Genomic DNA, 21,445 nt, shown 5'->3' on the forward strand with positions numbered 1-21,445 from the left:
TACCGGTAGCCTGACGACGTGGCCGAACCCGTGTCCCAGAACGCTCCTGAGGATGACCCCGATCGCTCCGAGGAGGACCAGCCCCGCCGGTCCCGCTCCGAGGAGCGCGGGGGCTCCCGCCGCAGGCGCGCCAAGCCCGCCAAGAAACGGTCGTTCTGGAAGGAACTGCCGATCCTGCTCGTGATCGCTCTGGTGCTCACGATCTTGATCCAGACATTCCTCGCGAAGGTCTTCATGATCCCCTCGGGGTCCATGGAAGCCACGCTCCACGGGTGCCCCGGCTGCACCGGTGACCGGATCCTGGTGGACCGGGTCACCTACGACTTCACCGAGCCCGGGCCGGGCGACGTCGTCGTCTTCAAGGGCCCGCCGGCGTGGGTCAACAACGAGATCCCGCCGCAGGAGTCGAGCAACATCGTGGTCCGCGGTCTCCGCGGCCTCGGTTCGCTGGTCGGGTTCGCCCCGCCGGACGAGCGCGACTTCGTCAAGCGCGTGATCGCGGTCGGCGGCCAGACCGTCCAGTGCTGCGACCCGCAGGGCCGGGTCGTCGTGGACGGCAAGGCGCTCGACGAGCCGTACGTCCACTGGGAGGACCCGTCCGACCAGGCGGAGAAGCCCTTCGAGCCGGTCAAGGTCCCCGCGGGGATGGTCTGGGTCATGGGCGACAACCGCAACAACTCCGACGACTCCCGGTTCCAGGGCGGCGGCGGCGTGAACGGCGCGGTCCCGGTGGGCAACATCATCGGCAAGGCGCGGATCATCGTCCTGCCGCCGGGCCGGTGGGGCGGGATCACCGACCACAACCCGCAGGAAACGGCCCAGCCGGTCGCGCTCGGCGCGCCGGCGTGGCAGAGCGGTGTTCCGCTCGGCGCCGGGATCGCGGGCGCGTGGCCCACGCTGTTCCTCGGGCGCAAGCTCAAGTCCGGACTGCGCCGGGCGGCCGGGCGGAAGAGCTAGCCACCCGGACGTGCCGGCAGACGGGTGATGCAGCCTTGACAGTTCCCGTTCCCCTCACCGCGGCCGAGCCGATCCGGCCGCCGCGGGCCGTGGTGCGCGGCGACCTCTTCTGGGGTCTGCAGGGCGCACTCGACCGCCGTGGCCTCGGCCCGGTCGCCGGTGTGGACGAAGCCGGCGCCGGGGCGTGCGCGGGGCCGCTGGTGGTCGCCGCCTGCGTCCTCAAGCAGGGTGACGCGGCGAAGCTCACCGAGCTGACGGACTCCAAGCTGATGACGGCCAAGGCGCGGGACCGGGTCTACGACCTGGTCCTGGCCCGGGCCGTCGACTATTCGGTGATCGTCATCCCGCACGAGGAGATCGACCTCTACGGCATTCGGGTGATGAACTTCGAGGGCATGCGCCGCGCCGCGGCGGCCCTGCGTGTGTCGCCGGGTTACGTCCTCACCGACGGGTTCCGCATTCCCGGGTTGACCGCCCCGAACGCAGCCGTGATCAAGGGCGACCGGACGGTGGCGTGCATCGCGGGCGCTTCCGTGTTGGCGAAGGTGACACGAGACCGCATCATGGCCGGTCACCACGACGAGCTGCCGCACTACGGATTCGACGTGCACAAGGGTTACAGCACGTCGGACCACCTGGCGGCGCTGCGCGAACACGGTCCCAGCGACGTCCACCGCTGGTCGTACACGAACGTCGCCACGGCGGCGATCGCGCACGGCATGCGCCCCGCGCGGCCGGTCGTGCTGACCTACGCCGCACTGGAGAAAGCCATGGAGAAGGACGCCGGCGCCGGGCTGGCCGCCGTCCTCGACGAAGCTCTCGACCCACAACTCAGCCTGCCGCTGCATGCCCCGGGCGCCGGCGTAGGTCACAATGAACGCTCCGCCGGCGGAGCAGGAGCACGATCCCGAGGAGGGGCGCGGATTTCATGAGCGCAGAGGATCTCGAGAAGTACGAGACCGAGATGGAGCTCTCGCTGTACCGCGAGTACCGCGACATCGTCGGCCAGTTCTCGTACGTGGTGGAGACCGAGCGGCGGTTCTACCTGGCCAACGCGGTGGACGTCCAGGTCCGCGACGGCGGTGGCGAGGTGTACTTCGAGGTCCGCATGTCCGACGCGTGGGTCTGGGACATGTACCGCCCCGCCCGGTTCGTCAAGCACGTGCGGGTGATCACCTTCAAGGACGTCAACGTCGAGGAGCTCGACAAGCCGGACCTCCGGCTTCCCGAGGACGGCCCGTTCTCGGGCTGAGCAAGCTCGTCGAACCGGCGAAACCGCGCTGAACCGGCGCGGTTTCGCCGGTTTTGTCGTCTCCGGGCCCGGCGTCGATAGCACACCGCACCGACATTTCCGGTCCCACGACGTCTCCCGGCCGGGAAGTTGTCCACATCCCCCCGGTTGTCCACAACCCGGCGATCCGGGTCTGGTGACCCCGCCCCGCACCCTGGCACCGTCGATGGCGCACGCACCGTGATCACCGGGACCGCCTCGGTGACCGCAACGGCGCGGCGAGGGGACGAAACACGATGACGGGCACCGATCAGCTCGCGAGACACCGCCGCGACTTCGGCACCTGGGGCGAGGACCTGGCCGCCCGGCACCTGCAGGACCGCGGCCTGGTCCTGCTCGCTCGCAACTGGCGCTGCCGCGAGGGCGAGCTCGACCTCGTCCTGACCGACCGCACGCGCGTCGTCTTCTGCGAGGTGAAGACCCGCTCGGGCACGGAGTTCGGGCTGCCGTCCGAGACGGTCACCGACGAGAAGGCGGGCCGGGTCCGCCGCGCGGCGCAACGCTGGCTGCGCGAGTTCCGCATCGGCTGGTGCCCGGTCCGCTACGACGTCGTGACGATCCTCGCCGAGGCCGGCACCCGCCCGCGGTTGCAGCACATCGAGGCGGCGTTCTGATGCCGATCGCCAAGTCCTGGTCGGTCGCCCTGCTGGGCATCGACGGCCGTGTCATCGAGATCGAGGCCGACCTCGGCGGCGGGCTGAGCCGCGTCACCCTCGTCGGCCTGCCGGACGCCGGGCTGCGCGAGGCGAAGGACCGCGTCCGCTCGGCCGTGCGCAACTCCGGGCAGCCCTGGCCCGACGGCAAGGTGACGCTGGGCCTGTCCCCGGCGAACCTGCCGAAGGTCGGCTCGGCCTACGACCTCGGCATCGCGGCGGCCGTGCTCGCGGCGACGGGCGCCGTCCCGGCGACCCGGCTGCTCGGGACGGTCCTGCTCGGCGAGCTCGCCCTGGACGGCCGGGTCCGCGCGGTCCGCGGCGTCCTCCCCGGCCTGCTGGCGGCGCGCACGGCCGGGTACGAACGGGCCGTCGTCCCCGCGGAATCCCTCGTCGAGGCCGCGCTGGTCGACGGCATCGAGGTGGGCGGCGTGACCCACCTGCGCGACCTGGTGGGGTGGCTGAAGGGCGAAACCGGCCTGGTCGCCCCGGAACCGCCCGCCCCGGCGACGCCACCGCAGGTTCCGGACCTCGCCGACGTCGTCGGCCAGCCGGAGGCGCGCTGGGCCCTGGAGGTCGCCGCGGCGGGCGGGCACCACCTGCTGCTCACCGGCCCGCCGGGCGTGGGCAAGACGATGCTCGCGAAGCGGCTGCCCGGCTTGCTGCCGCCACTGTCGCCCGACGAGTCCTTGGAAGTCACGGCGGTCCACTCGGTCGACGGCTCGCTGTCGAAGTCGTCGCCGCTGGTCACGGTGCCGCCGTTCGTGGCACCGCACCACTCGATCTCGGTACCGGCCCTGATCGGCGGCGGCAGTGGGCTCGCGGTGCCCGGCGCGATCAGCCGCGCCCACCGCGGGGTCCTCTTCCTGGACGAGGTCTGCGAATTCGGCAGTCAGCGCCTGGAGTCGCTGCGGACGGTGCTGGAGGAGGGCGAGGTCCGCATCGCCAGGGTGAAGGGCGCGATCACCTACCCGGCGCGGTTCCAGCTCGTGCTGGCGTCGAACCCGTGCCCGTGCGCCCCGCCGAAGGAGGCTGACTGCGTCTGCTCACCGATGGCCCGCCGCCGCTACCTCGGCCGCCTGTCGGGCCCGCTGCTGGATCGTGTGGACCTCCGAGTCCGCCTCCGTCCGTTGAGCGCGATCAGCGCCCACGACACGGGAACGGCGGAGTCCTCGGAAACGGTCCGCACCCGGGTACTGGAAGCCCGCGCCCGCGCGGCCCACCGCTGGCACGACCACGGCTGGCGCGCGAACTCGGAGGTCCCGGGCCCGTCCTTGCGGCGCGAGTTCGCCCTCCCGGCCGAGTCGACGGTCCTCCTGGACCGCGCGATGGACCGCGGGGCCCTGAGCGGCCGAGGCGCGGACCGCTGCCTGCGTATCGCGTGGACCCTCGCCGACCTGGACGGGGAGCCCCGCCCCGGAGCCGAACAGGTGGGCGCGGCCTTGGACTTCCGAGAGCGGGTGGCGGCGTGAGCCTCAACGAGCAGCCCGACGTGGCTTACGCGATCGATCGTCCAGCGCCGCCGCAAACCGAGAGCGGCGGCTCACGGCCTGCCGAGGAGGTCGACCCGAGCGGCTCGCCCCTGCCCCTCGGAGAGCGGGAAGGTGGTGTGGGCCCTGACGAACTGCACCGAGCCCGCGCCTACCTGCTGCGTGTCGCCGAGCCACCGGTACCAGCGCTCGTTGCCTTCGTGGCGGAACACGGGCCGGTGGATGCCGCCGCCCGGGTGCGGCGGGGTGACTGCCCGAGCGACGTCGTGAAGGCCACCGAAGCCCGCCGGGCGTACGACTTCGTCGCCCAGGACTTCGCGCGGGCCGCGGCGGCCGGGGCGCGGCTCGTCGTACCCGAGGACGACGAGTGGCCCGCCTGGCCACTTCTCTCCCTCGACCTCGCCGCCCGGCGCGGGGTCGCGGAGGCCGTGCCGCCGTTGGCGCTGTGGGTCAGCGGCGACGTCCCGCTCGGCACCGTGGCCGACCGCGCCGTCGCGGTGGTGGGGGCCCGGGCCTCGACCAATTACGGCGCGCACTACGCCGCCGAGTTCTCCCACGGGCTCGCCACCCGGGGTGTGCCGGTCTTCTCCGGGGCGGCCTACGGCATCGACGGCATCGCCCACCGGGGTGCGCTCGCCGCGTCCGGGGTCACCGTCGCGGTGCTGGGCTGCGCCCTCGACGCGGGTTATCCCGCGGGCCACGTCGCGCTACTCGACCGGATCGCCCGCAGCGGCGGCGCGGTCGTCAGCGAATACCCACCCGGCACCCCGCCGGCGCGGCACCGGTTCCTGGTCCGCAACCGGCTCATCGCCGCCCTCACCGAAGGCACCCTGGTGGTCGAGGCCGGGCGGCGCAGCGGCGCCCGCAACACCGCGAGCACCGCCGGGGCCCTGGGCAAGGTGGTGATGGCACTGCCGGGGCCCGCCTCCTCCGGCATGTCGGCCGGCTGCCACGCGCTGATCCGCGAGTCCCGGGCGACTCTGGTTTCGACGGTCGACGAAATCCTCGAGAGCGTGGGCCTCTTCGGCGTCGCGGAGGCGAGTGCCCCGACCCGGCCGAAACGCCCGACCGACCGGCTGGGCCCCGACGCCCTGCGCACGTACGAGGCACTGGCCGTGCGCAGGGACCGGTCGGACGCCGAGATCGCGACCGAGTCCGGCGTGCCGCTGCGGACGGTGCGGGCGCTGCTCCCGGAACTGGAAATCGATGGATTCGCGGTACGCGGCGAGGCGGGTTGGCGACGACGGAGGCAAAGCGCGTGAGCACCACGGATTCCTGGCGAAATCGTCGAATGTGTTCGGCCGGTCCGGTGGGCCCGCGTGGCGATCCTTGACCGGCGGCGGATGTTCGCGCAGCGTGACGTCCATGCCGCCGCCACCCCGCTCCCGCCGGCCGGACCTGCGCGGGCTCCGGGCCACGCTGCCCGAGCCGGTACAGGCCGTCATCGCCGGTTACGAACGGCACCTCGGGCTCGAGCGCGGCCTGTCCGCGCACACCGTCCGCGCGTACGTCGGTGACGCCGTGTCGCTCCTCGGGTTCGTCACCGAGGCCGGGGGCGCACTCGCGGATCTGGACCTCGCCCGGCTGCGGGCGTGGCTCGCCGCGCAGCAGACCGGTGGTGCCGGCCGCACCACGCTCGCCCGGCGGGCCGCCTCGGCCCGGACGTTCACCGCCTGGGCGCACCGCGCCGAGCACCTCGCCACCGATCCCGGCGGCAGGCTCGCCGCCCCGCGGGCGCACCGCACCCTGCCGGGGGTGCTGCGGGCCGGGCAGGCGGGAGAGGTCATGCGCGCGTCGGCGGCCGGCGCGGCCGAACGCGATCCGATCGCACTGCGTGATCGCGCGATCGTCGAGCTGCTCTACGCCACGGGCATCCGGGTGTCCGAGTTGTGCGGGTTGGACGTCGGCGGCGCCGACTTCTCCCGTCGTGTCGTGACCGTGCTCGGCAAGGGCGGGAAGGAGCGGGTGGTCCCGTTCGGCGTCCCGGCCGCCGGGGCGCTGGGCGACTGGATCGAGGAGGGGCGTCCGAAGATCCTCGCCGAAAGCGCCGGTGGGGGCGTCGAGCCCGCGCTCTTCCTCGGCGTCCGGGGAAAACGCGTCGACCCGCGCGCGGTGCGCCGCGTGGTCCACGACGCCGTCACGGCGGTGCCCGGAACGCCGGACATGGGTCCGCACGGCCTGCGTCATTCGGCGGCGACGCATCTGCTCGAAGGGGGTGCCGATCTCAGGAGCGTTCAGGAACTGCTTGGTCACGCTACGCTCGCCACAACGCAGCTCTACACTCATGTAACCGTCGACCGGTTGAAAGCGATCCATGACCGAGCGCATCCCAGGGCCTGAAGCGGCCGCGGGAGCCTCGCTGGGGTCGTCACCAGCAGGCCTGGCGGCGCACGCGCATCCGCACGAGCACGGAGACGACACTGAGCCGCACGCCGAGGACGACTGTGCAATGACCGCAGGACCGCACGTCACCGAAGCCGCCGGGGTGAACACCCGCGGTGACGCTGACGCGCCCGCGGAATCTCGGGCCGCTTACGACGTCGACGCCGGGATCGCGGCGCTGTGGCAGCAGTTCGCCGACAGCCCGGACCAGGTGTCGCGCGACCGGCTCGTGCTGCACTACGCCCCGCTGGTCAAGTACGTCGCCGGCCGGGTCGGCACCGGGCTGCCCACCCACGTTGACGTCGGCGACCTCGTGCAGTCCGGCATCTTCGGGCTGGTCGACGCGATCGAGAAGTTCGATCCCGAGCGCGGCCTGCGCTTCGAGACCTACGCGATGCAGCGCATCCGCGGCGCGATCCTCGACGACCTCCGTTCGCAGGACTGGGTTCCCCGTGCGATCCGTGCGAAGGCGAAGGAAGCCGAGCGCGCGATGGAGCGCCTGGGCGCCCGCCTGCACCGCACCCCGACCGACGCCGAACTGGCCGTCGAGCTCGGCATCGGCCTCGACGACCTGCGCGACTTCTACGGCCAGATGCAGCTCACCAGTGTCGTCGCGCTCGAGGACCTGGTGGCCGCGGGCAAGGACAGCGGCTCGCTGGTCGACACGCTGCCCGACGACGACGCGGTCGACCCGGTCGCGGTGCTCGTCGACCAGGACAACCGCCGCCAGCTCGCGCAGGCGATCGGGCAGCTCAACGAGCGCGACAAGATCGTGGTGAGCCTCTACTACTTCGAGAGCCTGACCCTCGCCGAGATCGGGAAGGTTCTCGGCGTCACGGAGTCGCGGGTCAGCCAGCTGCACACCCGCGCGGTCATGCGGCTGCGCGCCAAGCTGGTCGAGCAGACCGGCGGCTGATCACGACCCGCCGGCCCACGGCTTGAGCCGGTACTCGCCGACCTCACCGGTCAGCGACAGCGGATCGACGTACTCCTCGCCCCGGCGCACACCCCAGTGCAGGCAGGCGGCGACCGCGCAGCCGGGATGCCCGGCGAGGACGGTGCCGAGCACCTGGCCGCGAAACACTTGGTCACCCGCGGCCACCCTCGGCGAGACGGGCTCGTAGGTGGTGCGCAGGCCGCCGTCGTGGTCCACGGAAATCACCGGCCGCCCGGCGACGATCCCGGCGAACACGACCACACCCGCATCGGCCGCCAGAACCTCCTGCCCGGCCACGGCGGCGAGGTCGACCCCGCGGTGGCCGGCGCCGTACGGCGTTTCCGGCGCGTCGAAGTACTTGGTAACCACCGGAACGGGTGAAAGTGGCCAGGAAAGCCGCGGCTGAGGCACGGTCCGGGCCCCGGATGACGGAGGGAAGTTGGAGCCAGTCGGTTCCGGCTCGGCTCCCCACAACCCGGTCGAAGCTGCGCCGGTCGCCCCGCGCACGGTAGGCTCGGTTGCCGCGAGGCCGGGGTAGGCCGAGAGGAAGCCGGTGCTGGTCGCTTCGGCAGCGAGTAGCACGGGGTCCGGAAAGGCGAGGCTGGTCGCATCCGCCCCGAGTGCTGCCGTGCTCGCGAGGTCGGGGCCAGTCGATTCCGCCCCGAGCGCCGCCGTGCTAGCGGGGCCGGGGCCAGTCGCTTCCACCGTGAGCAGCGCAGCGCTCGCGAGGTCGGGATTGGTCCTTTCCGTCGTGAGCGCCGCGGCATTTGCGAGGTCGGGGTTGGCCGCTTCCGCCGTTAGCGCTGCGGCACCCGCCAGCAGGTCGGGGCCGGCCGTTTCCGCCGTGAGCACTGCGGCACCCGCCAGATCGGAGCTGGTCCCTTCCGCCCTGAGTGCCGCAGCGCTCGCGAAGCCGGGGGCTGCCCTCGCCGCCGCGTGTGGCGTGGCCTCCGCGGCGGCAGCGCCGGTGGCCACCGCATCGGCGAAAGGTGGGCCGGTCGCGAGCAGTGCAGCCCTCGCCGGGCCAGGGCTGGTTCCTTCAGCCGCGAGCACCACAGCCCCTGCGAAAACCGCTGTGACCAGGGCGAGCAGCCCCGTGGCGCGACCCCGCGCCCGATGTCCGTACCGTCTGATCGACTCCACTCGTCCACCCTGCGGCAGCCTCGGACGTCATGGGGCCCGATGTCCGAATCTGTGGACAACTCACCCGGATGTGGACAACCCGGCCCGGCCGTGGCCGCCGGTGGGGGAGGGGCTGGTGGCAGGGGGTAGAATCTTTTCCGCGGTCCGCGTGAGCGGGCTGACTTCGCGTGCACGTGCGCGTTCCCCGGCCTTGGAACACCTTGCCGGGCGAGTCGCACGGTGTCCGGCGGTCCCTGAGGTCCTTCGCTTCAGGGTCCGGACACCGGCACGAGCACCAGGGCGAGCGGCCTCCCGGCCGTGAGCGACAAAACCGAGTAGCGCGGCGGGTCCCAGGGCTCCGGCGCGCACGACACAGAAGAGGTTGATTCCGGCAATGGCCGTCGTCACCATGAAGCAGCTGCTCGACAGCGGCGTGCACTTCGGGCACCAGACCCGTCGGTGGAACCCGAAGATGAAGCGCTACATCTTCACCGAGCGCAACGGCATCTACATCATCGACCTGCAGCAGACGCTGACGTACATCGACCGTGCGTACGAGTTCATCAAGGAAACCGTCGCGCACGGCGGCACGATCATGTTCGTCGGCACGAAGAAGCAGGCTCAGGAAGCCATCGCGGCCGAAGCCTCGCGCGTGGGCATGCCCTACGTGAACCAGCGCTGGCTCGGCGGCATGCTGACCAACTTCCAGACCGTGCACAAGCGTCTCCTCCGCCTGAAGGAGCTCGAGTCGCGGGAGCAGACCGGCGGCTTCGAAGGTCTCACCAAGCGCGAGATCCTGACGCTGACCCGCGAGAAGGACAAGCTCGAGAAGACCCTCGGCGGTATCCGCGACATGGCCAAGGTGCCGAGCATCGTGTGGATCGTCGACACGAAGAAGGAGCACATCGCCGTCGGCGAGGCTCGCAAGCTGAACATCCCGGTCGTCGCGATCCTGGACACCAACTGCGACCCGGACGAGGTCGACTACCCGATCCCGGGCAACGACGACGCCATCCGGTCGGCCGCGCTGCTGACCAAGGTCGTCGCCGAGGCCGCGGCCGCCGGTCTCATGCAGCGCTCCAGCCGCAACGGTGCGTCCGCCGACTCCAAGCCGGAGCCGGGTGTCGCCACCGACGAGCCGCTGGCCGAGTGGGAGAAGGAGCTGCTCGCCGGCTCCGAGACCGCCGCCGCCGACGCGACCGAGGCCGCCGCGGCCGTGGACGCTCCGGTCGAGACGCCGGCCGAGGCCCCCGCCGAGCAGGCGACCGCATCCTCCTGACGCACCACCGTCCGTGCGGCCGGGCCGGCTCCCGGCCCGGCCGCTCGGACGTAGCTCCCCCCAAGGATTTCACGTACCTGAAAAGGACGGATTTAGCAGAATGGCGAACTACACCGCCGCTGACGTGAAGCGCCTGCGCGAGATGACCGGCGCCGGCTTCATGGACTGCAAGAAGGCGATGGAGGAGAACGACGGCGACTTCGACAAGGCCGTCGAGTTCCTCCGGATCAAGGGCGCCAAGGACGTCGGCAAGCGCGCCGAGCGCGCCACCGCCGAGGGCCTCGTCGCCGGCGACGGCGGCGTCCTGATCGAGCTCGACTCCGAGACCGACTTCGTCGCGAAGAACGCCGAGTTCCAGGCGCTCGCCGCGAAGATCGTCGAGGTCGCGAAGACCCTCAAGACCAGCGACGTGGACGCCCTCAAGGGCGCCGAGCTGGACGGCAAGACGGTCAACGAGGTCGTGCAGGAGCTGTCCGCCCGCATCGGCGAGAAGCTCGAGCTGCGCCGCGTCGTGGCCTTCGAGGGCCAGACCACGAACTACCTGCACCGCCGCGGCTCGGACCTGCCGCCGGCCGTCGGTGTGCTCATCGAGTTCACCGGTGACGACACCGAGGCCGCCCGCGCCGCCGCCATGCAGGTCGCCGCGCTGCGCGCGAAGTACCTGACCCGCGACGAGGTGCCCGCCGAGATCGTCGAGAACGAGCGCTCCATCGCGGAGAAGACCGCTCGTGAAGAGGGCAAGCCGGAGCAGGCCCTCTCGAAGATCATCGAGGGCAAGGTCAACGCCTACTACAAGGACAACGTCCTGCTCGAGCAGCCGTCGGTCAAGGACAACAAGAAGACCGTCAAGGCCCTGCTCGACGCGGCCGGCGTGACGATCACGAAGTTCGCCCGCTTCGAGGTCGGCCAGGCCTGAGGCCAGGTCCGGGTATAGGTTTCACCCCCAGTGCCCCGTCTCCGTCCATCGGGGACGGGGCACTGGCGGGTCCAGAAGAAGAATTTTCGAGAGTCGAAGCGCCTAGGAGGCGACATAGATGGGTGACCGGGTCGAAGGTGGCTACCGGCGGGTGCTGCTGAAGCTGGGCGGCGAGATGTTCGGCGGTGGTTCGATCGGCGTCGATCCGGATGTCGTCCACTCGGTCGCGCAGCAGATCGCCGACGTCGCCCGCACCGGCGTCCAGGTCGCCGTCGTGATCGGCGGCGGCAACTACTTCCGCGGCGCCGAGCTGTCGCAGCGGGGCATGGACCGCGACCGCGCCGACTACATGGCGATGCTGGGCACCGTGATGAACTGCCTGGCGCTGCAGGACTTCCTGGAGAAGGAGGGCCTGCCCACCCGGGTGCAGACCGCGATCACGATGGGCCAGGTCGCCGAGCCGTACATCCCGCGCCGCGCCGAGCGGCACCTGGAGAAGGGCCGCGTCGTGATCTTCGGCGCCGGGGTCGGCATGCCGTACTTCTCCACCGACACCGCGGCCGCGCAGCGGGCCCTCGAGCTGGGCTGCGAGGCCGTGCTGATGGCCAAGGCCGTCGACGGCGTCTACACCGCGGACCCGAAGGCCGACCCGACCGCCGAGATGTTCCGCGAGATCACCCACCGCGAGGTCCTGGAGCGGGACCTCAAGGTCGCGGACGCGACGGCGTTCAGCCTCTGCATGGACAACAACATGCCGATCATCGTGTTCAACCTGCTCACCGAGGGGAACATCGCCCGCGCGGTGAGTGGTGAAAGAATCGGCACGTTGGTCAGCACCCCCGCCGACGGGGTGCCGGCCTAGACCTGCTGGGATCAGCAAGCGCCACACCATCACAACACCGGGAGTAGCCGTGATCGACGAGACCCTCCTCGACGCCGAGGAGAAGATGGAAAAAGCGGTGTCCGTCGCCAAGGACGACCTGACCTCGGTGCGCACTGGCCGGGCCACTTCGTCGATGTTCTCGCGCATCGTCGTCGAGTACTACGGCGCGCCGACCCCGCTGAACCAGTTGGCCAGCGTGAACGTGCCGGAAGCCCGGATGGCGCTGATCAAGCCCTACGACCAGACCCAGCTCGGCGCGATCGAGAAGGCCATCCGCGAGTCCGACCTCGGGGTCAACCCGAGCAACGACGGCCAGGTCATCCGGATCGTCATCCCGCAGCTCACCGAGGAGCGGCGCAAGGAGATGGTCAAGGTCGCGAAGGGCAAGGGTGAGGACGCGCGGGTGACCATCCGCAGCATCCGCCGCAAGGCCAAGGAAGAGCTCGACCGCATCGGCAAGGACGGCGAAGCGGGCGAGGACGAGGTCGTGCGCGCGGAGAAGGAACTGCAGAACCTCACCGACACGTACTCGCACAAGGTCGACGAGCTGGTCAAGCACAAGGAAGCCGAGCTGCTCGAGGTCTGATGGCACAGGTGAGCGAGGAACGCGAAGACCGGGTGGACGCCACCGGCGAAGAACCGGTGGCCGGTCCCGGGACGCCGGAACCGGCCACGCCCGGCGAGCCGGGATCGGCCCGGCCGAACGGGACGGCGCCGGGTTTGGCGCAGTCGAACGGGACCGGTGTGCCGACAGCGGCCACCTCGCCGGAATCCGCGCAGCCGACTGCGGCTGCCGGGTTCGGCTCTGCCGCGGCTGCCGCCTCGCCTTCGGCGGTGCCGGGCGGGGCTTCCGAGGCTGCTCCGGCGGCTGAGGCGAATGCGTCGGCTGCCACGCCTCAAGGCGAGAAGGCCTCCAAGGCGGGCCGGAACCTGCCCGCGGCGATCGGCGTCGGGCTGCTGCTCGGCGCCGCGATCATCGTCTCCCTGCTCACCGTGCGCTTCATCTTCATCGGGATCGTCGCGGTCGCGATCGCGGTCGGCACCTTCGAGTTCGCCGGGGTGCTGCGCCGGGTCGCCGACACCCGCGTCGCGATGATCCCGGTGCTCGTCGGCGGGCAGGCGATGATCTGGCTGGCCTGGCCGTTCGGCCGGGAAGGCGCGCTGACGGCGTTCGTCCTCACCGTGCTCGCCTGCCTGCTCTGGCGGCTGCCCGGTGGTGCGAAGGGCTACCTGCGCGACATCAGCGCGTCGGTGTTCGCGGCCGCCTACTTGCCGCTGTTCGGCGCCTTCGCGGCGATGCTCGTACCGCCGTCGGACGGCGTCGGCCGGGTTCTGACCTTCCTGATCGGCGTGGTCGCCTCGGACACCGGTGGGTACATCGCCGGCGTCCTCGGCGGGAAGCACCCGATGGCGCCCACCATCAGCCCGAAGAAGACCTGGGAAGGCTTCGGCGGTTCGCTGGTCGGCGGGGTCGTGGCCGGAGCGCTGACGCTCAGCCTGCTGCTCGACGGCCACGTCTGGCAGGGCGTGATCTTCGGGGTCGCGATCGTGCTGACCGCGACGCTGGGCGACCTCGTCGAGTCGCTGATCAAGCGCGACCTGGGCGTCAAGGACATGGGCACGCTGCTGCCCGGGCACGGCGGGATCATGGACCGCCTCGACTCGCTGCTGCCCTCGGCCGTGGTGTCCTGGCTGCTGCTTTCGGCGTTCGTACCGCTGGGCTGACCTGCGGTGGGAGGTTCCGCCTACCAGAGGTAGGGGATGGTTCGTGGACCACCGAAGTGTCCAGGGGTTTGACTCGGGGCATGCCCACCGAGATCCGCGCCCCGGCCAGGCTCGCGCTCGCCGCCGTCTGCCTGGGCTTCCTGATGATCACCCTCGACGCGACGATCGTGAACCTCGCGCTCCCGCCGATCGGTACCGACTTCGGCGAGCCGTCCACCGCCGCGCTGCAGTGGGTGGTCGACGCCTACACCGTGACGCTCGCCGCGTTCCTGCTCACCTGGGGCGCGGCCGGTGACCGGTGGCGGTCCCGCCGGGTTTTCGAAGCAGGCGTCGCCGTCTTCGTGGTCGCGAGCATCGGCTGCGCGCTCGCGGGTTCGGCCGCCTGGCTGATCACCGCGCGCGCCGTGCAGGGGGCCGGCGCCGCCGCGCTGCTGCCGTCGTCGCTGGCGCTGATCGTCCACCAGTTCCCGGACCCGAGGGAACGGGCCCGCGCGCTCGGTGTGTGGGGTGGGATGAGCGGTGTCGGCCTCGCCGCCGGCCCGGTGCTCGGCGGGCTCGCGGTCGGCCTGGCCGACTGGCGGCTGGTGTTCGCCGTGAACGTGCCGGTCGGGATCGTCGCGATCGTCCTGACGCGCCGGGCGGTCGCCGAACCGCCACGGCACGAGTCGACCCGGCTGGATCTGGCCGGGCAGCTGGCGGGCACGGCCGCGCTGGCCTGCCTCGTCGCCGGGTTCATCGAGTCCGGTCACGCGGGCTGGTCCGCACCGACGACGCTCGTGCTGATCGCCGGGGGAGTGGTGGCCGGAGCAGTCTTCGTCGTGGTGGAACGGCGGGTGCCGGATCCCGTGCTGCCGCTGGGCGTCCTGAAGATCCGGAACTTCGCGGTGGCGACCGGCATCGGCGGCCTGTTCAACTTCTGCCTCTACGGCACCCTGTTCGCCCTGGCGCTGTACCTGCAGCGGCAGTGGGGGCTGGGTGCGCTCGCCGCCGGTCTCGCGCTGGTGCCGGTGACGTTGGCGGTGGGACTCAACGCGTTCTTCAGCGGACGCCTGACCGGCCGCTTCGGCGCGCGCGTCCCGATGATCGCCGGCGCGCTGGCCGGATTCGCCGGTTCGGCGGGCTTCGCGCTGCTGCCCGCCGATCGCGCGCTGGTGCCGTTCGTCGTGGTCTCGGTGGTGTTCGGCTGCTGTTCGCTCGCGATGCCCGCGATGACGTCGCTGGCCATGAACTCGTTGCCGGGCAAGGCCGGGCTGGCGGCCGGCGTGCTCAACGCGTCGCGCCAGACCGGCGGGGCGATCGGGGTCGCGCTCGTGGGCGCGCTGCTGCCCGCCACCGGGATGTGGCTGGTGGCGGGCGGGTACGCGCTGGTCGTGGTGCTGGCGTCGCTCGGGCGTCAGTCGTCGTAGGGGTCGTCGACCTCGGCGCGGCCCCAGCCTTCGGCGATGCGGGAGTGGTCGATCACGGCGAACACCGCGCCCTCCGGGTCGGCGAGGATCGACATCCGGCCGAACGGGGTGTCGTACGGCTGGATCACCACGGTGCCGCCGTTCATGAGCGCCTCGCCCGCGACGGCGTCGACACCGCGTGCCGGGTCGATGTCGAAGTACACGAGCCAGTGCGGCGGGGTGTCGAGGCTGTACTCCGAGCCCATCACGTAGCGGTACAGCACCGGCTGGTGCTCGATGAGCCATTCGGCGTAGTCGAGCGATTCGCCGTCGCCGATCTGGTGGCTCGAGTACGTGAACAGCTTGGTGTAGAAGTGATCCGCCGCGACGCCGTCGTGGGTGTTGAGGTCGGCGCCGCTGAAGGTGTTCGGGATGCCGGTGACGAACTCCCAGTCCGGCGGGACCTCCCAGAACACCACCGGCGCGCCGCACGCGTCGTAGGCGTGCAGGATCGTTCCCCGCTGCGGGATCGGCATCGGGCCGAGCGTCAGCCGGCCGCCGAGGTGTTCCACCCATTCGGCCGCGCTCGCGGTGTGCGGCACGGAGATGTGCGGCATCCAGCCCAGCGGCGCGCCCTCGGCGGCGCGGTAGAGCCCGCCGACCGGGAGCTCGTTGAGCGTCGCGATCGCGTAACGCCCGTCGGACGTCGCGGGATCTCGTTGCGTGGCGTAGGTCCAGCCGAAGAGGGCGCCGTAGAATCTCTCCGCGATGGCCTGCTCGCGGCAGGCGAGCTCGATCCAGCACGGAATTCCGGCCGGGACCGGGGACGGGGTACTGGGCGGGCCGAATGCCATGAAGTGCTCCTCCCGAGACCCACCGAATTCTAGGCGTGATCCGTAAGGTTTCCGCCAAGATTTCGACGCCGGAAAATCACTGTCGGCGAAGTAGGCCCCGGAAGGAGCAGCGGTGCGGTTCTCGTCCCGGCGCGCGGAGGTCGTGCCGAGTCCGAACATCTGGTACTACCAGGCCGACTACGAGCTGGAGAACCGGGCGCAGGACAGCGGCGGCGAGATCTGGCGCGTGCTGCGTGAGGAGTGCGACTGGGCCGGGCTGGACGTGCTGGACGTCGGCTGCGGCGACGGGTTCCACTTGCCGCACTTCGCGCGCGAAGCGCGTTCGGTGCTCGGGATCGAACCGCACGAGCCGCTGGTACGGGACGCGCTGAAGCGGGTACGGGGCTTGGCGAACGTGGATGTGCGGCACGGCCGGGCCCAGCGGCTACCGGTCCGCAGCGCGAGCGTCGACGTCGTGCACGCGCGCACCGCGTACTTCTTCGGGCCCGGGTGCGAGCCCGGGCTGGCGGAGGCCGAGCGGGTGCTGCGGCCGGGCGGAGTGGTGCTGATCGTCGATCTCGACGTCACCAGCGAGCCCTACGGCGGCTGGATGCGCGCCGACCTACCCCAGTACGACCCGGCCGCGGTCGAAAGGTTCTTCGCCCGGGCCGGGTTCGGCTGCCGCCGCGTCGCCACCGAGTGGCGGTTTGCGACCGCCGCGGACCTCGAAGCGGTCCTGAAGATCGAATTCAGCAAACCGGTCGCCGAACAGGCGATCGCGAAGTCCTTGCAGCGTAACGGGAATCGGGAAACCGACCTGACGCTGCCGGTGGGCTACCGCGTGCACACGCGGGTCAAGCCCACCGGCCTCGTCCTGCCAGGTCACTCGGCGGTCTCTTCGGAGGGGGCCGAGGATTCGTCCTCGTCCTCGCCGAGGATGCCGTAGAGCGAGCGCCGGGCGTCGTTGAGCACCTCGGCCGCGCGGGCCTGCTGGCTCTCGGTGCCCGCGCGCATGATCTGCACGACGGCGGCGGCGAGGTTCTTGCCCGCCTTGGCGAGCCCGATCTCGGTCGGGTCGACGTCCTGCGCGATCTGCTCCCACGGCGGGGTGCTGTCCTGCTCCTCCGCGGCGGTGCGGCCGGCGTCGGTCAGCTCGAAGAGCTTCTTGCCGTGCTCGTCCTTGCTGATGACCAGGCCTTCGTCGGCCAGCAGCTGCAGCGTCGGGTAGACCGAGCCGGGGCTCGGCCGCCAGAAGCCGCCGGAGCGCTCGCCGATTTCGCGGATGATCTCGTAGCCGTGCCGGGGCTGCTCGGCGAGCAGCGCCAGGATCGCGGCGCGGACGTCACCGCGCCGGCTGCGACGGCCACCGTGGCCGCGCCGGCCCGGACCGTGGCCCCGGCCGCGTCCGCCTCCAGGGCCGAAGCCCGGGGGGAAGTCGCCGAAACCACCGAAGGGGGTGCGCCCGCGTTCACGGGCGAAGGGGTGATCTTGCGTGAAGGGGTGTCGTTGCCTACGCATGTCTGTGTTCCTTTCTCGAACTGTTGCGACACGCTCACGATATATCGGAAACAGTCGGATCGCAACCCGCTCGTAGTGACACCGCTCACGGCCTGCGAAGATCGGCGGCGTGCCCGACACCATCGACGACATCGACGCGCGGCTCCTCCTGGCGCTGGGCGCGGACCCGCGCTCGACAGCGGTCGCCCTGGCCGAGCGCCTGGGCCTGTCCCGCAACACGGTGCAGGCCCGGCTCGCCCGCCTGGACCAGCGCGGCGTGCTCGAGTCGTTCGAGCGCCGCATCAACCCGGCGCGGCTGGGCTACCCGCTGCGTGCGTTCGTCAACGCGCAGGTCGACCAGCGGCGCCTCGCCGAAATCGCCGACGCGCTGGCCGCGATCCCCGAGGTGACCGAGGTCTGCGGGCTGACCGGGGCGAGCGACCTGATGGTGCAGGTCGTCGCCGTCGACGCGGACGACCTCTACCGGATCGCCGGGCACATCCTCGCCTCGCCGGGGGTGGAGCGGACGAACATCTCGCTCGTCATGCGGGAGCTCGTCCCGTACCGGCTGAAGCCGCTGCTGGAGCGCGTGCATTCTGCCCAGCCGGAGACCTAGCCATCCTCTGGCGGCGTGCATTCTGCGCAGTCCGGATGGCGTCGGTTGTGCGATGCGTCTGCCAGTGCTGTCCTGGTGGCGTTTCCTGCACGAAAGGTGTCGACGATGACCCAGACCTCCCCGACCGCTCCGGCGACCGGCTCGGACGAGCTCGCCGCGATCGAACGGCGGGTGCTGTGGCTCGCCACCGCGATCGTGCACCAGGCCAACCGGGTGCGGCCCAACCCGTCCGGGCTCAAGGTCGGCGGGCACCAGGCGTCGTGCGCGTCACTGGTCTCGATCATGACGTCGCTGTGGTTCCGGCACCTGCGCCCCGAGGACCGCGTCTCGGTGAAGCCGCACGCCTCGCCGGTGCTCCACGCGATCAACTACCTGCTCGGCGAGCTGGACGAGGACTGGCTGCCGACGCTGCGCGAGTTCGGCGGGCTGCAGAGCTACCCGAGCCGCGCCAAGGACCCGGACCCGGTGGACTACTCGACCGGCTCGGTCGGCATCGGCGCGACCGCGCCGATCTGGGGCGCGCTGGCCCGCCGCTACCTGACGACACGAGGGCGTGACGCGGGCACCGGGCGGCAGTACTCCCTGGTCGGCGACGCCGAGCTGGACGAGGGCGCGATCTGGGAGGCGATCCTCGACCCGGCCGTGGCCGAGCTGGGTGAGATCGTCTGGATCGTCGACCTCAACCGCCAGTCGCTGGACCGCGTGGTGCCGAACATCGCGGCCGGGCGGCTGCAGGGCATGTTCGACGCGGCCGGCTGGCAGGTGCTGACCCTGAAGTACGGGCGGCTGCTGGAGGAGCTGTTCACCCGGCCCGGCGGCGCGGAGCTGCGCGAGCGCATCGACGCGATGCCGAACCCCGAGTACCAGCGGCTGCTGCGCTGCGATGCCGCCCAGCTGCGCGACCGGCTGCCGGCGGGCGACGACGCGCTCGCCGCCCTGGTGGCGTCACTCGACGACGAGACGCTGCTGGCCGCGATCCGGAACCTCGGCGGCCACGACCTCGGCTCCCTCGACGAGGTCTTCGCGTCCATTTCGGACAGCCGGCCGACGGTGATCTTCGCCTACACCGTCAAGGGCCGCGGCCTGCCGACCCAGGGGCACCCGCAGAACCACTCGTCGCTGCTGACCGTGGAGCAGATGGAGGAACTGGCCGGGTCGCTCGGTACCGACCTTTCAACGCCGTGGCAGGGCTTCGCGGACGGATCGTCCGAAGCTGCGTTGTGCGCCGAAGTTGCTTCGCGCCTTCGCCGTCCGGACGTCCCTGCTGTGCCCTCGGTGGACCTGCCGGTCGACATCGGCCGGACGCCGTCCGGGACCGCGACGACGCAGGCGGCGCTGGGACGCGTCCTGCTCGACCTGACGCGCGAAGCGCCCGAAGCGGCGAAGCGCGTCGTGACGGTCAGCCCCGACGTCAGCTCGACGACCAACCTCGGCGGCTGGGTCAACAAGGTCGGCGTCTGGTCGGCGATCGAGCGCCGCGACTGGTTCGAGGACGACCCCGAGACGATCATGCACTGGCGCGAGAAGCCCACCGGCCAGCACGTCGAGCTGGGAATCGCCGAGACGAACCTGGTCGGGCTGCTGGGCGAGCTCGGCGCCACCTGGAGCCGCTGGGGTGAGCCGCTGCTGCCGATCGGTGTCATGTACGACCCGTTCGTCGAACGTGCGTTGGAGCCGTGGTCGTTCGGGATCTACGCGGGCGGCCAGTCGATCCTCATCGGCACGCCGTCCGGCGTCACGCTGGCCCCGGAAGGCGGTGCGCACCAGTCGATCACCACGCCGTCCATCGGCATCGAGCAGCCCGGCTGCGTCAGCTACGAACCGGCGTTCGCGATCGACACCGAGTGGACGCTGCTGGCGGCGCTGGGCCGGCTGGGCAAGGCGGGCGGTACGTCGTCCTACTTCCGGCTCTCGACGCGCCCGGTCGACCAGACGCTGGCCGCCGTCCCGGCCGATCCCGCCGCGCGCGAACGCCGTCGCCGCCAGGTCGTGGCGGGTGCGTACCTGCTGCGCCGTGCCGAAGCGCCGGTGGTCACGCTCGCGGCGATGGGCGCGCTGGTGCCGGACACCCTGGCGGCCGCCGAGCGGCTCGCGCAGGTCGGCGTCGAGGCGGACGTTGTCTGCGTGACGAGCCCGGGCCTGCTGTTCGAGGCGACGCGGGCGCGGGCCGGGCAGGGGAGCGGCGACAGCTGGATCCTCGACCAGGTCTTCCCGGCGGCGCGGGCCCGGCCGCTGGTCACCGTCCTCGACGGCCACCCGCACACGCTGGCGTTCCTCGCCGGGATCAACCGCGTCCCGTCGGCGCCCCTGGGCGTCACCGGCTTCGGCCAGTCCGGGTCGCTGGAGGAGGTCTACCGCCACCACGGCATCGACACGGACTCGATCATCCGCGCGGCGCTGGACGTGGTGGCCTGAGAAAAGTCGCCTAGGCGAACGTGGCGCCGGCGAGCAGGGTGTCCATCTTGGCGTCCCAGCCCTCGAAGGACCCGTACTCGACGACGAGGATCTTGCTCGTCGGCAGCCACCACATCCGGACCTTGTTGTTCTGCGTCGCGTCCTCGCAGCTGACCTGCCAGGCGCCGTACTCGGCGTTCTTGGTCCCGACCGGCCGGAACCCGGAGTCGACGAGGTTGCTGCCGGTCGCCACCGAGGCCTCCCCGGGTGGCGACGCCGCGGTGATGCACGTCGGCACGTCGGTGCCGGTGTACCAGCCGAAGGGGCGTTTCGCGCTCGGCAGGTTGATGGGCGCGTTGGGGTCCGAAGTGGCTTCGCGCAGGTCCAGCAGCCGTGCTTCGCAGACCACGGTGCCTTCGGTGAGGCAGCCGTCGAGCAGGCCGTCCTGGCTGTGCGTGGTGTACTTCGCGCCCTTCGGCACCGTGACGTGCATGGTCCCGACGTCGATCCGGTCGCCCGCCGGGACGGCCGCGGTCACGGTCGGCACCGGCTGGGGCCGGCCGGCCGTCGACGTCGTGCAGGCGGCTGCGCCGAGCGCCACGACAACGGCCAGGACACTGTGCCGGAAGGAACGGCTCCGCACGGGCTCACCTCTTTCGTCCGCCCTTGGACTCACGAACGTCCCGCGCGGTTTCGCTGTGAATCCCGGTCAGATTAGGGCGGCCCGTTCAGTGGTGTTCACCCACCCGGGTCAGCGCAGTGCGGCGACCGCGCGGGCCAGGACGTCGGCGGGGCTGGGCTGGGTCGCCATCTCCGCGGCGACCTCCCGAGCCGCCGTCCGGAACCCGTCTTCGGTGAGCAGGCGCCCGACCAGCGTCCGCACGGTGGCGGCGTCCACGGTGGCCGGGTCGTGGCTGAGGCCGACACCCCGGTCGGCGACGCGCTGCGCCGAGAGCGGATTGTCCGCGAAGGACGGCAGCACGAGCTGCGGGACGCCGTAGGACAGCGGCGCGGCCGTGGTGCCCGACCCGCCGTGGTGCACGATCGCCGCGCAGGACGGCAGGAACGCCGACAGCGCGAGGTAG

The 21,445-nt window shown here is 71.6% G+C and carries 22 protein-coding genes; 17 read left to right on the forward strand and 5 right to left on the reverse strand.

Translation table 11 applies throughout. The features are described 5' to 3' along the window. Positions 1 to 18 precede the first annotated feature (18 nt). The 8 genes from lepB to ACGFMK_RS37485 all read left to right on the forward strand — a co-directional run bounded on the left by lepB (position 19) and on the right by ACGFMK_RS37485 (position 7,689). A complete protein-coding gene (gene lepB / locus ACGFMK_RS37450; RefSeq protein ID WP_392773689.1) occupies positions 19 to 957 on the forward strand; it encodes a signal peptidase I in 939 nt (312 codons plus the stop codon). Between the two features lie 89 nt (positions 958 to 1,046). Beyond that, the gene (locus ACGFMK_RS37455) at positions 1,047 to 1,889 is read left to right on the forward strand and encodes a ribonuclease HII (RefSeq protein WP_323335745.1); all 843 of its coding nucleotides are present in this window, start codon (positions 1,047 to 1,049) and stop codon (positions 1,887 to 1,889) included. Then, positions 1,886 to 2,209 (forward strand): DUF2469 domain-containing protein, encoded by a 324-nt coding sequence (locus ACGFMK_RS37460; RefSeq protein ID WP_003096226.1) that lies wholly within the window; start codon positions 1,886 to 1,888, stop codon positions 2,207 to 2,209. The genes ACGFMK_RS37455 and ACGFMK_RS37460 overlap by 4 nt, the downstream gene beginning before the upstream one ends. Positions 2,210 to 2,484: 275 nt before the next feature. Then, positions 2,485 to 2,862: a YraN family protein gene (locus ACGFMK_RS37465; protein ID WP_392773691.1), complete on the forward strand. Its 378-nt coding sequence runs from the start codon at positions 2,485 to 2,487 to the stop codon at positions 2,860 to 2,862. After that, positions 2,862 to 4,373, forward strand: a complete 1,512-nt coding sequence (locus tag ACGFMK_RS37470; RefSeq protein ID WP_392773693.1) for a YifB family Mg chelatase-like AAA ATPase — start codon at positions 2,862 to 2,864, stop codon at positions 4,371 to 4,373. The genes ACGFMK_RS37465 and ACGFMK_RS37470 overlap by 1 nt, the downstream gene beginning before the upstream one ends. Positions 4,374 to 4,510: 137 nt before the next feature. Beyond that, positions 4,511 to 5,653, forward strand: coding sequence for a DNA-processing protein DprA (gene dprA / locus ACGFMK_RS37475; RefSeq protein WP_392773695.1), 1,143 nt, complete (start codon positions 4,511 to 4,513; stop codon positions 5,651 to 5,653). Between the two features lie 103 nt (positions 5,654 to 5,756). Further along, a complete protein-coding gene (locus tag ACGFMK_RS37480; protein ID WP_392773697.1) occupies positions 5,757 to 6,731 on the forward strand; it encodes a tyrosine recombinase XerC in 975 nt (324 codons plus the stop codon). 109 nt (positions 6,732 to 6,840) lie between these two features. After that, positions 6,841 to 7,689, forward strand: a complete 849-nt coding sequence (locus ACGFMK_RS37485) for a FliA/WhiG family RNA polymerase sigma factor (protein ID WP_392773698.1) — start codon at positions 6,841 to 6,843, stop codon at positions 7,687 to 7,689. Here ACGFMK_RS37485 and ACGFMK_RS37490 read toward each other — a convergent pair whose 3' ends face one another. After that, positions 7,690 to 8,121, reverse strand: a complete 432-nt coding sequence (locus tag ACGFMK_RS37490) for a M23 family metallopeptidase (protein ID WP_392773727.1) — start codon at positions 8,119 to 8,121, stop codon at positions 7,690 to 7,692. Between the two features lie 1,105 nt (positions 8,122 to 9,226). Between ACGFMK_RS37490 and rpsB the strand changes: the two genes are divergently transcribed. The 6 genes from rpsB to ACGFMK_RS37520 all read left to right on the forward strand — a co-directional run bounded on the left by rpsB (position 9,227) and on the right by ACGFMK_RS37520 (position 15,041). Then, a complete protein-coding gene (rpsB, locus tag ACGFMK_RS37495; RefSeq protein ID WP_392773700.1) occupies positions 9,227 to 10,111 on the forward strand; it encodes a 30S ribosomal protein S2 in 885 nt (294 codons plus the stop codon). Positions 10,112 to 10,211: 100 nt separating this feature from the next. After that, entirely contained in the window at positions 10,212 to 11,027 is an 816-nt protein-coding gene (gene tsf, locus ACGFMK_RS37500; RefSeq protein WP_392773702.1) for a translation elongation factor Ts, read from the forward strand. Between the two features lie 118 nt (positions 11,028 to 11,145). Further along, entirely contained in the window at positions 11,146 to 11,889 is a 744-nt protein-coding gene (gene pyrH, locus ACGFMK_RS37505; protein WP_003065595.1) for a UMP kinase, read from the forward strand. A gap of 49 nt (positions 11,890 to 11,938) precedes the next feature. Beyond that, a complete protein-coding gene (gene frr / locus ACGFMK_RS37510; RefSeq protein WP_392773704.1) occupies positions 11,939 to 12,496 on the forward strand; it encodes a ribosome recycling factor in 558 nt (185 codons plus the stop codon). Beyond that, the gene (locus ACGFMK_RS37515) at positions 12,496 to 13,635 is read left to right on the forward strand and encodes a phosphatidate cytidylyltransferase (RefSeq protein ID WP_392773706.1); all 1,140 of its coding nucleotides are present in this window, start codon (positions 12,496 to 12,498) and stop codon (positions 13,633 to 13,635) included. The genes frr and ACGFMK_RS37515 overlap by 1 nt, the downstream gene beginning before the upstream one ends. 80 nt (positions 13,636 to 13,715) lie before the next feature. After that, entirely contained in the window at positions 13,716 to 15,041 is a 1,326-nt protein-coding gene (locus ACGFMK_RS37520) for an MFS transporter (protein WP_392773708.1), read from the forward strand. On the opposite strand, the gene ACGFMK_RS37525 is transcribed toward ACGFMK_RS37520, so the two are convergent. After that, entirely contained in the window at positions 15,029 to 15,874 is an 846-nt protein-coding gene (locus tag ACGFMK_RS37525) for a VOC family protein (protein WP_392773710.1), read from the reverse strand. The genes ACGFMK_RS37520 and ACGFMK_RS37525 overlap by 13 nt on opposite strands. A gap of 112 nt (positions 15,875 to 15,986) precedes the next feature. On the opposite strand from ACGFMK_RS37525, the gene ACGFMK_RS37530 reads away from it, so the two are divergent. After that, positions 15,987 to 16,799 (forward strand): class I SAM-dependent methyltransferase, encoded by an 813-nt coding sequence (locus ACGFMK_RS37530; protein ID WP_392773712.1) that lies wholly within the window; start codon positions 15,987 to 15,989, stop codon positions 16,797 to 16,799. On the opposite strand, the gene ACGFMK_RS37535 is transcribed toward ACGFMK_RS37530, so the two are convergent. Continuing rightward, complete coding sequence (locus ACGFMK_RS37535; protein ID WP_392773714.1) at positions 16,736 to 17,371, reverse strand: PadR family transcriptional regulator; 636 nt, start codon at positions 17,369 to 17,371, stop codon at positions 16,736 to 16,738. The genes ACGFMK_RS37530 and ACGFMK_RS37535 overlap by 64 nt on opposite strands. Positions 17,372 to 17,480: 109 nt before the next feature. Between ACGFMK_RS37535 and ACGFMK_RS37540 the strand changes: the two genes are divergently transcribed. Both ACGFMK_RS37540 and ACGFMK_RS37545 read left to right on the forward strand, forming a co-directional pair. After that, a complete protein-coding gene (locus ACGFMK_RS37540; protein WP_392773716.1) occupies positions 17,481 to 17,966 on the forward strand; it encodes an Lrp/AsnC family transcriptional regulator in 486 nt (161 codons plus the stop codon). Between the two features lie 105 nt (positions 17,967 to 18,071). Then, positions 18,072 to 20,381: a pyruvate dehydrogenase gene (locus ACGFMK_RS37545; protein WP_392773718.1), complete on the forward strand. Its 2,310-nt coding sequence runs from the start codon at positions 18,072 to 18,074 to the stop codon at positions 20,379 to 20,381. A gap of 10 nt (positions 20,382 to 20,391) precedes the next feature. Here the strand turns inward: ACGFMK_RS37545 and ACGFMK_RS37550 are convergent, their stop codons facing one another. Together ACGFMK_RS37550 and ACGFMK_RS37555 are read right to left on the reverse strand one after the other, a co-directional pair. Further along, complete coding sequence (locus tag ACGFMK_RS37550) at positions 20,392 to 21,003, reverse strand: hypothetical protein (protein ID WP_392773720.1); 612 nt, start codon at positions 21,001 to 21,003, stop codon at positions 20,392 to 20,394. A gap of 108 nt (positions 21,004 to 21,111) precedes the next feature. Further along, the coding region (locus ACGFMK_RS37555) for a glycosyltransferase (RefSeq protein ID WP_392773721.1) at positions 21,112 to 21,445 on the reverse strand (334 nt) is incomplete at its 5' end.

This window comes from Amycolatopsis sp. NPDC049252 (genome assembly GCF_043197175.1).
Lineage (GTDB): Bacteria > Actinomycetota > Actinomycetes > Mycobacteriales > Pseudonocardiaceae > Amycolatopsis.